Source organism: Amycolatopsis rifamycinica (assembly GCF_000695625.1).
In the GTDB taxonomy this organism is placed as follows: Bacteria; Actinomycetota; Actinomycetes; order Mycobacteriales; family Pseudonocardiaceae; genus Amycolatopsis; species Amycolatopsis rifamycinica.
This window is the reverse complement of record NZ_JMQI01000034.1, coordinates 37,871-48,335: the sequence shown is the minus strand read 5'-3', so window position 1 is coordinate 48,335 and position 10,465 is coordinate 37,871. Positions and strand designations below refer to the sequence as shown.

The following is a 10,465-nucleotide window of genomic DNA, read 5'->3' as shown; positions in this document are numbered from 1 at the left end:
CCGCCCGCCGACCCCTGGCACCCGCCCGCGCCGAAGCGCGGCCGGGGCCGGCTGCTCACCGGCTTCGCCCTCGGCGCGGTGACGGTGCTCGCGGTGCAGTTCGGCGCGGGCGTGCTCACCGCGCCGCCGGTGGCCGTCGTGGCCGGCACGGCGCTGCCCGCGGCGGGTGCGGCGGGCGCCGCGGCCCCGGTGCCGTCCCCATCCCCGGCGGCGACCGCGTCCGCGACCCCGGCCGCGCCGGCCGCGCAGACGCCGTCGCCGTCTTCGTCACCGTCTTCGCCGGCGCCACCGCCGCCGCAGCGGCCGGGCACCGTCCGGCTGCCCGCCGGCGGAACGGCGACGCTCGTGCGCCGGGACCTCGGCCCCGGCGGCGAGCTGCCGGTGCCCGCGGACCTCGGGCAGGCGACGTGGTGGGGCGCGGCACTCGACGCCGCGAGCGGGGCGAGCGTGTTCGCCGGCCACGTGAACTGGCGGGGCGCGACCGGGCCGTTCGCCGAGCTGTGGAGCGCCCGGATCGGCACCGAAGTGACCATTGTGGACAGTGCGGGCAAGACCTGGCGGTACCGGATCGCCCAGCTCGTCACGGTGCACAAGAACGATCTGCCGGCGCGCGCCGACGCCCTGTTCGGCCCGTCGGGCCCGCACCGCGTGGTGCTGGTGACGTGCGGCGGCCGCTGGGTCGGCGGCTCGGACGGCTACGAGGAGAACCGCGTCGTCATCGCGGACCCCGCCTAAGTTACTCGTGGGTAACATCACGTTCCGGCATGGTGGTCCTCGACGTCGGCATGCAGCAGAATGCCCAGGGTCAGGGCGAGGCGGCGAGAGGTGTGAGACAGATGGCGACGTTCTTGGTGACCGGGGCGACCGGACTGATCGGGCGTCACTTCACCCGGCTGCTGCTCTCCCGCCCCGACGACGACCGCGTCACCCTCGTGGTGCGCGCGTCCTCGCGGGCCAAGCTGGCCGCGCTGGTGGACCAGTGGCCGCACTCCGACCGCGTCACGCTCGTCACCGGCGACCTCGGCGAGCCGCTGCTCGGCGTGTCCGAAGCCGACCGCGAGCAGCTGCGCGGGAGCGTCGACCACATCGTCCACCTCGCCGCGCTCTACGACCTCACCGCCGACGACGAAGCCAGCATCAAGGCCAATGTGGACGGTACGCGGGCCGTCGTCGACCTCGCCGCGGACCTGCGCGCGGGCTGCCTCCACCACGTGTCGTCGGTGGCCGTCGCGGGCGACCACGAAGGCGTCTTCACCGAGGAGATGTTCGACGCCGGGCAGCGGCTCGTCACGCCGTACCACCGGACCAAGTTCGAAGCCGAGAAGATCGTCCGCGAGCAGGACCGGGTGCCGTGGCGGGTGTACCGGCCGGCCGTCGTCGTCGGGCACTCCGAGACCGGCGAAATGGACAAGATCGACGGCCCGTACTACCTCTTCCCCGCCATCAACCGGCTCGCCGGGCTGCCCGACGTGCTGCCGGTCGTCGGCCCCGACCTCGGCGACACCAACATCGTGCCGGTCGACTACGTCGCCAAGGCGCTGCTGGAGCTGGTGGTCAAGCCGGGCCTCGACGGCCACGCCTTCCACCTGGTCAACCCCGAGCCGCAGCCGGTCGTCTCGGTGTACAACGCCTTCGCGCGGGCCGCGGGCGCGCCGACGATCACCGTGCAGCTCGGCGAAGGGATCTCCAAGCGGATCGTCGGGCTGGTCAAGCTGACCGAGCACATCCCCGGCGTCAGCATCGCGCGCGACGCCGTGCTGGAGCGGTTCGGCATCCCGCCGGTGCTGCTGGACACGATGGCGTTCCCGTCGGTGTTCTCCTCGGCCGAGACGCGCAAGGCACTGGCCGGCACCGTCGAGGTCCCGCGGCTGGAGGAGTACGCGCCGACGCTGTGGCGCTACTGGCGCGAGCACCTCGACCCGTTCCGCGCGCGCAAGCACGGCCCGCGCGGCGAGCTGGACGGCCGCCGCGTGATCATCACCGGCGCGTCCTCGGGCATCGGCCGCGCGACGGCGCTGAAGGTCGCCGCCGCGGGCGGCGTCCCGTTGCTCGTCGCGCGCCGGCAGCCCGAGCTGGAAGAGGTCCGCGACGAGATCGTCGCGGCCGGCGGCACGGCGTCGGTGTACCCGGCCGACCTGACCGACGAGGACTCGGTGCGCAAGGCCGTCGACGCGATGCTGGCCGAACACGGCCGGATCGACATGCTGGTCAACAACGCCGGCCGGTCGATCCGCCGCTCGATCAAGCTGTCCTACGACCGGATGCACGACTACGAGCGCGCGATGGCGATCAACTACTTCGGCGCGGTGCGGCTGATCCTCGCGGTGCTTCCGCACATGTCGGAGCGGAAGTTCGGGCACATCGTGAACGTGTCGTCGATCGGCGTCCAGGGCATCGCGCCGCGCTTCTCGGCGTACGCGGCGTCGAAGGCGGCGCTGGACTACTTCTCGCGCATCGCGGCGACCGAGACCCACGGCGACGGGATCACGTTCACCACCATCCACATGCCGCTCGTGCGCACGCCGATGATCCGGCCGACGAAGATCTACGACGCGTTCCCGACGAAGTCGCCGGAGCAGGCCGCGGACATGGTGATGAAGGCGCTCGTCGAGCGGCCGAAGCACATCGGGACCCCGGCGGGGCAGGCGATCGGGCTGGCCTACACGCTCACGCCGGGGCTCACCGACGCGATCGCGTACCAGGGTTTCCGGATCTTCCCGGATTCCGCCGCGGCGGGCGGTTCGGGCGAACTCAAGATCGGACGTGGCGAGAAACACCTCTCGCGCGCGGCGATGGCGCTGGCCCGGCTTTCGCGCGGCTTCCACTGGTGACTGAGGGTTTCCGGGATGAGGCCATTCCGGCGACACGGCGACACGTGTTGGTGATTCGTTAAGCCGGACGGCGGAGGCGGCGGGTGCCCGGGTACGGTCGGGCGCATGGTTCCTGAGCGCGACCCCGCCGCAACCGCCCTCAACGGCCTCCTCCCCCTCCGTCGTGAGTACACCCAGGCATGGCACGGCTTCGACCGCAACGAAGTCCGGCAGTACCTCGACCACGTCGAAGCCCAGCTGCGCCGCGTGCTCAGCGAACGCGACGCCGCCGCGGCGCAGGCCGCCGCCGCGACCCGCGAGGTCGAGGCCGTCCGGCAGCAGGTCGCGGCGCTGGAAGCGCGCGTCGAGGAGCTGAAGAAGCCGCCGGAGCGGCTCGAGGACCTCGACGAGCGGATGCAGCGCACGGTGACGCTGGCGCAGGCCCGCGCCGACGAGATCATCAAGCGCGCCGAGGTGGCCGCGGAGAAGACGTGGGCGTCCTCGACGGAGGCGTCGACGAAGCTGCGGGAGCGGTACTCGAAGCTGGTCGCGGAGCTGGACAAGCAGGCCGACCTGCTGCACTCCGAGCACGAGGCGGCGCTGGCGGAGACGCGCGCCGAGGTCCAGCGGCTGACGGTCGAGGCGGCCCAGCGGCGGGAGCTGCTGGACAACGAGGCCGAGCGGAAGCGCCGGAAGCTGGAGCGCGAATTCGAGGCGTCCCAGGCGGCCCAGAAGGCGGCGCTGGAGAAGCACATCGCGGACCAGCGCACGGCGAGCAAGAACCAGGCGGAGCGCCGTCTCGCGGAGGCGACGGCGGAGGCGAAGCGGCGCCTGGACGAGGCGACGGCGGAAGCCAAGCGGCGCCTCGACGAGGCGACCACCCAGGCGGCCCAGCGCACGACGGCGGCCAACCGCAAGGTCGAGCGGCTGGCGGAGATCCGCGAGCAGGCGCGGAAGAGCCTGGCGCTGGCGGAGGACATCCTCAACCGCAGCGAGACGCAGCTGGCGGCGCTGCCGGAGGAAGCGGTGATCCCGCAGGCGTCGAGGCTGGTCGGCGGCGACTCGGAGTCGGCGACCACCCCGGCGGGGCCGGTGGTTCCGGTGGTGCAGCCGTCCATCCCGAAGTCGGCGGCGCCGAAGCCGGCGGTGGCGGCCAAGCCGGCCACGGCTCCGAAGCCGGCGCCTCAGGCAGCCAAGCCGACGCCGCAAGCGGCGAAGCCGGCGCCTCAGGCGGCCAAGCCGGCGAACTCGAACGGCCCGGCGACCAAGCCGGCGAACGGCAATGGCGCGAAGCCGCTGTCGCCGACGGGAAGCAAGCCGGGCAACTGACCCGCGGCGACCACCTTGGCCGCGCTGGACCTTCGCGAAGGCCGCCTCGAGTGCTTCGAGGCGGCCTTCGCTGCGTTCCGGGCCTGAGCAGCCCCCGTTTTCCACGCTACCGGCAGGCACCGACAGTTCCGGCCCGCCGAGCGCGGTACTCGAGCCCCCGCTGTGGCCTTGGGGGCACTTACTTGCGGGCCGTTCGGGGCCACGGGTTCGCCGCCTCCAGCTGGGCCGCCAAGCCCAGCAGCAGCGACTCCCCTCCCGGGCGGGCCACCAGCTGGACCGACGTCGGCAAGCCCGACACCGCCGACCGGCCCGCCGGGACCGTGATCGCCGGGTAGCCCGCGAAGTTCCACTGGCCCGTGAAACCCGCCAGGCGCGTCGACGGCAGGACGTTCGCCAGCCACCCCTTCTCGTGCCAGCGGCCCGCCTTCACCGGCCAGTGCGACAGCGTCGGCGTCAGCAGCACCTCGTGCGTCGCGAAGAACTCCTCCGCCCGGGCCACCCAGCGGTCGCGCGTGCGCGGGCGGATCAGGCCCGCCCGCTGGACCAGCCATCCCGCACGGATGTGGGCTCGCGTGCGGCGCTGCAGACGCGAAACGTCGAACGCCCGGGCCTGCTCCGCCGGGCCCGCCAGCCAGCGGGCCGTCATGCCCAGCACCATCGTCGCCGGGTAGCGCGGGGCCTCCGGGGTGACGGTGTGGCCCGCCGCCGTCAGGTGGGCCGCCGCCGTCGAGACCGCCGCCACCAGCTCCTTCGGGACCGGCGTCGGCAGCAGCGGCACCGTCGTCGACATGCCGATGCGGACCGGGGACGGCGACGGCACCTTGGCCAGCGCCGGCGAGTCGGCCAGCACCGACAGCAGCAACGCCGTGTCGGCGACCGTCGTCGCCAGGGGGCCGTGGACCGACATGCCGAACCAGCCGCCCTCCGCCAGCAGGTCCGCGCCCGGCTTCAGCCCCACCAGGCCGCACATCGCCGCCGGGAGGCGGACCGAGCCCATGCCGTCCGAGCCGTGGGCCAGCGGGACCAGGCCCGCCGCCACCGCGGCCGCGCTGCCGCCCGACGAGCCGCCCGCCGCGTACGTCGGGTCCCACGGGTTGCGGGCGATGCCGTCCGGGGTGTCGCTCATCGGCCAGATGCACAGCTCGGGCACCCGCGTCAGCCCGACGATCACCGCGCCGGCCGCCCGCAGCCGCGCCACGATCTCGCCGTCCGCGGCCACCCGCGTGGCCGCGCCCGCGAGCGAACCGTGCGACGCGTATTCGCCGGCCATCTCCGTGACGTCCTTGACCGCGACGGGCACCCCCGCCAGCGGCAGCGACGCGAGATCGGGCCGCGCGGCCACCTCCGCGGCCTCCTTCAGCGCCTCTTCGGCACGCACCCGGCGGAAGGCGCCGATGACCCCGTCCGCCGCGGCGATCCGGTCGAGGGCCTCCTCGGTGACCTGGACCGGATCGAGCTGCCCGGCCCGGACGGAGGCCGCGATCTCCACTGCCGTGAGCACCATGATCGGACCCTAGCTGCAACATCCGGGGCTCCGCCCCGGGCCGGGGGCTCCGCCACCCGGAACCCCCGAAAAGCAGCCAGTGAAACGTGACAGCAGCAAAGAGAATGTCTCAGATCGCGCCCGCCCGCAGCGCGTAGGCGACGGCGTGGGCGCGGTTGTTCAGGCCGCAGCGCGTCATCAGGCCGTAGAGCACGTTCTTCACGGTCCGCTCGGAGTAGCACAGCTTCGCCGCGATCTCCTCGGTCCCGAACCCCTCGGCGACCAGCCGCAGCACGTCGCACTCGCGGGCCGCGAGGCCGGAGAGCGTGAGCCCGTTCGGCTCCAGGACGTCCTTGCGCATCCGCTGGACCTGCGCGAGCAGCGCGCCCTGCAGCCGCGGCGGCAGGTTGGCCGTGCCGTCGCCCGCGGCGAGCACCGCCGACACCAGCTCGGCGCCGCCCGTCTCGCGGCGCGGCAGGATCGCCACCACCCCGCACTCCAGGGCCGCCATCAGGTCGCTCTCGCGGAAGTGCTCGACGACCAGCACGACGTGGGTGGCCTTGGCCGCCCGGATCTGGCCCAGGACGGCCTCGGTGACGTGGTCCTCCATCACCAGCAGCACGTCCGGCACCAGGTCGGTCAGCCGGACGTCGGGATGGTTGTCCAGCAGGCTCACCGCGCCGGCGTGCGTGATCGGGTCCGAGGCGAGGACGCTCACTTCGACGGGCTTCATGGGGGCAGTGTGGACGGCGCGTCTTCACGCCTTCCCTATTCCGTCTTCACGCCCGTGAAGACAGCTCCCCGAACGCCGCCCGCGCCCGCTCCAGGCACCCGGGCAGCCGCTCGGCCGCGCGGGCCCAGTCGCGCTTGGCGCGCCAGTACTCCGCCCGCGCTTCCGGCGTCCAGCCGGCCAGCTCCGGCTCGACCCGGGACTCCAGGTCGGTCAGCAGCTCGCCCAGCTCGCCGGTGATCGTGCCCATCCGGTGGAGCACCAAGTCGGCGAAGCTGAAGTCGAGGCGCGTCACGGCAGGCGCGGCCGCGGCATCGGGCCGCCGGTCGCCTCCAGCAGCTGCGCCAGCCGCGACAGGATCACGTCGAACTCCTGCTCCCAGTCGTTCATGGCCTGGCCGAACCGCACCGACGCCTCCCCGCGCCACGACGCCTGCACCATCGCCATCTCGCTGTTGACGTCGCGCAGGCGGGAGCGGACGCCTTCCAGGGCGTACGCGAAGCAAGCGGCGGCCCGCTGCATGTCCTCGGTCGGCATCCGCGGCTCCTCTCGGGCCTCCCGAGCGTGGCGCACGCCGCGGCAGGGCGAAACCCCGCCCCGGTGCCCTTGCCCGAATGTCCGCCATCCTTGCCTGCCGGTTCACGACGTCCGCGTATGCTCACAGCAGGCATCCGGCGCGTGACGATTCGTCGCGCACGAAGGGAGACCGATGTCGGCCGCGGACGGCTCCGCCCTGCCTCCCTCTGGGGCCGAGCCCCAGACCCCGGCCGGGGGGCATGCCCCCCTGGACCCTCCGGCCGCGCTTGTGCGACTCCAGCTGCTGGGCCCGCTCAAGGCCTGGCAGGGCGAAACGGAGCTGGACCTCGGCTCCGCGCACCGCCGGACGGTCCTCGCCGCACTGGCGATGCACCCGAACCGCACGGTTTCCCGCGAAGAGCTGATCGACGCCGTCTGGGGCGACGCGCCACCGCAGAGCGCGCAGGGCTCCATCTACACCTACATCTCCGGCCTGCGGCGCGCGCTGGAACCCGGCCGGGCCAAGGGCGAGGGCCCGCAGCTGCTCGCGTCGATCGGGTCCGGCTATTCGCTGCGCCTGGCCGCCGAGGCGATCGACGTCCACCGGTTCGAAACCCTGCGCGAGCAGGCGCAGCACAGGCAGGCCGCGGGCGACCTCCGCGGCGCCCTCGAGGCCTTCGACGAAGCTTTGGCGCTCTGGCACGGCGTCCCGCTGTCCGGCCTGCCCGGGCCGTTCGCCGCCGCGCAGCGCGCCCGGCTCACCGAGGTGCGGCTGGCGACCGTCGAGCGGCGGGCCGAGGTCGTGCTGGAGTCCGGCGGGCACGCCGAACTCGTCGCCGAACTGACCGCGCTGACCCGCGAACACCCGTTCCGCGAGACGCTGTGCGGGCTGCTCATGCGCGCCCTGGCCCGGGCCGGGCGGCGGACCGAGGCGATCGCCGTCTACGCCGACGTCCGGGAGAGGCTCGTCGAGTCGTCGGGCACCGAACCCGGCCCGGCGCTGCGGCGGCTGCACGACGAGCTGCTGGCGAAGCCCGCCGTGACGCCGGAACCGAAGCCACCGCCCGTTTCCGCCCTGCCGCGGGTGCCCGCCGCCGCGCTGCCGGAGCGGGCCGAGATCTTCGTCGGCCGGGAGGCCGAGCTCGACCGGCTGCACGAAGCCGTCGTCGGCCTCGGTGCCGGTGCGGGCCGCTCGGTGTGGCTGCAAGGCGAGCCGGGCAGCGGCCGGACCGCACTGCTCGCCGAGGCCCTCGCCGCGGCCCAGGACTTTTCGCCGGCCTTCGCCGCCGCGGACGCGCTGGACCAGCGGTTCGCCCTGCGGCCGTTGCTCGACGCGCTGGGCGTGCACCCGCGCGCCACCGACGCGCGCCGGGCCGCCCTGGCCGCGCGGCTCGCCGAGCGGCCCGGCGAGGACCCGGTCGACGACGTGCTCGGGCTGGTCCGGGAGCTGTGCGCGGAAGCGCCGCTCGTGCTCGTGGTCGACGACCTGCAGTGGGCCGACGACGCCACGCTGCGCGTCTGGCGCTACCTGAGCCGGGAGACGCGGCAGCTGCCGTTGCTGCTGGTCGGCGCGTGCCGTCCGGTACCCCGGCCCGCGGCCCTCGACGATCTGCTTGACAACGATGACATCACCGTCCTGGCCCTGCCGCCGCTGACCGAGGACGCCACCCGCGAGCTGGCCACCGAGCTGGCCGGCGCGCCACCCGGGCCCGGCCTGCAGCAGCTGGTCTCCAAGGCCGCGGGAAATCCGCGGTACGTCAGGGAAATCGTCGAGACCCTGCTCGCGCAGTCCATGATCGTGCTCGACGGCGTCCACGCGCACTTGGACGGCAGTGCCAGCCAGGCGATCCCGCCGCCGCTGGGCTCGCGGATCACGCTGTACCTGAGCTTCCTGTCGAGCGGGACCCGCGACACGCTGCGCTGGGCCGCGCTGCTGGGCCACGAGTTCTCGCTGGCGGACATCGCCGTCGCCACCGAGCGGCCGCCGACGGCCCTGGTCGGCGCGGTCGACGAGGCGATCACGTCCGGGGTGCTCGTCGAATCGGGCGACCGGCTGGCGTTCCGCCACCCGCTCGTGCGCCGCGTGCTCTACGAAAAGACCCCCGCCGCGATGCGGGTCGCGCTGCACCGGCAGCTGGCCGAGGCCTTCGCCGCCACGGGGGCGCCGGCCGAACGCGTCGCCGAGCAGCTGGCCGCCGCGCCCGCGCAGGTGGACCCGTGGGTCACCGGCTGGCTGCTGGAGCACATCGGCACGGTCGCCACGGAAACGCCGCGGATCGCGGTCGACCTGCTGCGCCACGCCGTCACCCAGGGCACGCTGCCGCCGGACGCGCGGGAGACGCTGACCGCGACCCTGGCCCGGCTGCTGTTCTGGCTCGGCCGGGAGCCCGAAGCCGAGGCGCGCTCGGTCGTCGCGCGGACGTCCGACAGCAGGCGCGCGGCCGAGATGCGCTGGATCCTGGCCTACGTCTACTACCGCCGTGGCGACTTCGCGGAGGCGACCGCCGAGCTCAAGCGGACGCTCGCCGACGCCGACGTCCCGGAGATGTGGCGCGGGCGCCACGAGGCGCTGCTGGCCACGCTGGAAAGGCTGGGCGATGAGACGGCGCTGGCCCCGGCCGGGCTGCACCCGCTGGACGACGCGGCACTGGCCGTGCCGAAGCTCGACAGCCTCGACGACGCCGCCGAGCCGCTGGACGCCGCCCGGCGGATCGCCGCGACGCGCGCGGTGCCGGGCGAGATGCACCTGGCCGGCGCGGTGCACTACTACTGGCTGGGCCGCTGGCCGGAGGCGCTGGCCGAGCTGGACGCGGTGATCCGCGACGGCGCCGAGACCGCGTCCTACGTCCTGCGCAGCCCGGGCTCGGCCCTGCTGGTGCACGGGGTCGGCGCGCTGATCGCCGGCCACCGCGGCGAGCCCGCACTGGCCCGGACCCACCTCGACGCGGCCGACCGGCAGCAGTGGCCGCCGGGCCTGGAGCCCGACGGCGGCGACTTCCTCCTCGCGGCCCGCGCCCTGCTGGCCGAACAGGAGGGCCGTCCGGAGGCGGCGCTGGCGGCGCTGTCGCCGTTGCTGGAGGACAACCACCCGCCGGCGGCCCGCCACCAGTGGCTCCCCGACCTGGTCCGGCTCGCGTTGTCGCTCGACGACCGGCAGCGCCTGCGGGAAGCACTGCGCCTGCTCGAAGCCGAGGGCGAGGTCCCGCCGGCCCACGCCGCGGCCGCCGCGCACTGCCGCGGTCTGGTGGCGGGCGACCCCGAGCCGGTCCTGACGGCGGCCGGGCACTACCGCGCGGCCGGCCGCCTGCTCAAGCAGGCCAAGGCGACCGAGGACGCGGCGATCCTGCTGGCGGAGTCGGGTGAGCTGGCCGAGGCGCGCACGGCGTTCCGGACGGCGCTGACGGCGTACACGAAGATCGGCGCGGTGTGGGACGTGCGGCGCGCGGAAGCCCGGATGGGCCCGTTCGGCATCCGGCGGGCGCCTTCGGTCCGGTCGCGAGCCGCCGCGGGTGAGTGACATCCTGCGTCCCGATGTCTCCCATGACTCCTCCAGCACATCTCTGGTGGTTGAACAAGCAACCTCGGGCGGGTTGGCAC

General features: G+C 74.3%; 8 protein-coding genes. 4 read left to right on the top strand and 4 right to left on the bottom strand.

Translation table 11 applies throughout. From position 1 onward, the window contains the following. From DV20_RS17380 to DV20_RS17370, 3 genes are all read left to right on the top strand, one after another. The coding region (locus DV20_RS17380) for a class F sortase (RefSeq protein WP_051736029.1) at positions 1-735 on the top strand (735 nt) is incomplete at its 5' end. 101 nt (positions 736-836) lie between these two features. Then, positions 837-2,831, top strand: a complete 1,995-nt coding sequence (locus DV20_RS17375; protein WP_043781468.1) for an SDR family oxidoreductase — start codon at positions 837-839, stop codon at positions 2,829-2,831. Between the two features lie 105 nt (positions 2,832-2,936). Continuing rightward, complete coding sequence (locus DV20_RS17370) at positions 2,937-4,139, top strand: coiled-coil domain-containing protein (RefSeq protein ID WP_043781467.1); 1,203 nt, start codon at positions 2,937-2,939, stop codon at positions 4,137-4,139. Between the two features lie 178 nt (positions 4,140-4,317). On the opposite strand, the gene DV20_RS17365 is transcribed toward DV20_RS17370, so the two are convergent. The 4 genes from DV20_RS17365 to DV20_RS17350 all read right to left on the bottom strand — a co-directional run bounded on the left by DV20_RS17365 (position 4,318) and on the right by DV20_RS17350 (position 6,889). Then, on the bottom strand, positions 4,318-5,643 hold the full coding sequence (locus DV20_RS17365) for an amidase family protein (RefSeq protein ID WP_043781466.1): 1,326 nt from the start codon (positions 5,641-5,643) through the stop codon (positions 4,318-4,320). 109 nt (positions 5,644-5,752) lie between these two features. Then, positions 5,753-6,355 (bottom strand): helix-turn-helix transcriptional regulator, encoded by a 603-nt coding sequence (locus DV20_RS17360; RefSeq protein ID WP_043781465.1) that lies wholly within the window; start codon positions 6,353-6,355, stop codon positions 5,753-5,755. Between the two features lie 46 nt (positions 6,356-6,401). Then, positions 6,402-6,647, bottom strand: a complete 246-nt coding sequence (locus DV20_RS17355; protein WP_043781456.1) for a WXG100 family type VII secretion target — start codon at positions 6,645-6,647, stop codon at positions 6,402-6,404. Beyond that, positions 6,644-6,889 carry a WXG100 family type VII secretion target gene (locus DV20_RS17350; protein ID WP_043781454.1) on the bottom strand — a complete coding sequence of 82 codons (246 nt, stop codon included), beginning with the start codon at positions 6,887-6,889 and terminating at the stop codon, positions 6,644-6,646. Before DV20_RS17350 ends, DV20_RS17355 begins: the two co-directional genes overlap by 4 nt. 268 nt (positions 6,890-7,157) lie before the next feature. Between DV20_RS17350 and DV20_RS17345 the strand changes: the two genes are divergently transcribed. After that, positions 7,158-10,385 (top strand): BTAD domain-containing putative transcriptional regulator, encoded by a 3,228-nt coding sequence (locus DV20_RS17345; RefSeq protein WP_043781452.1) that lies wholly within the window; start codon positions 7,158-7,160, stop codon positions 10,383-10,385. Positions 10,386-10,465 lie beyond the last annotated feature (80 nt).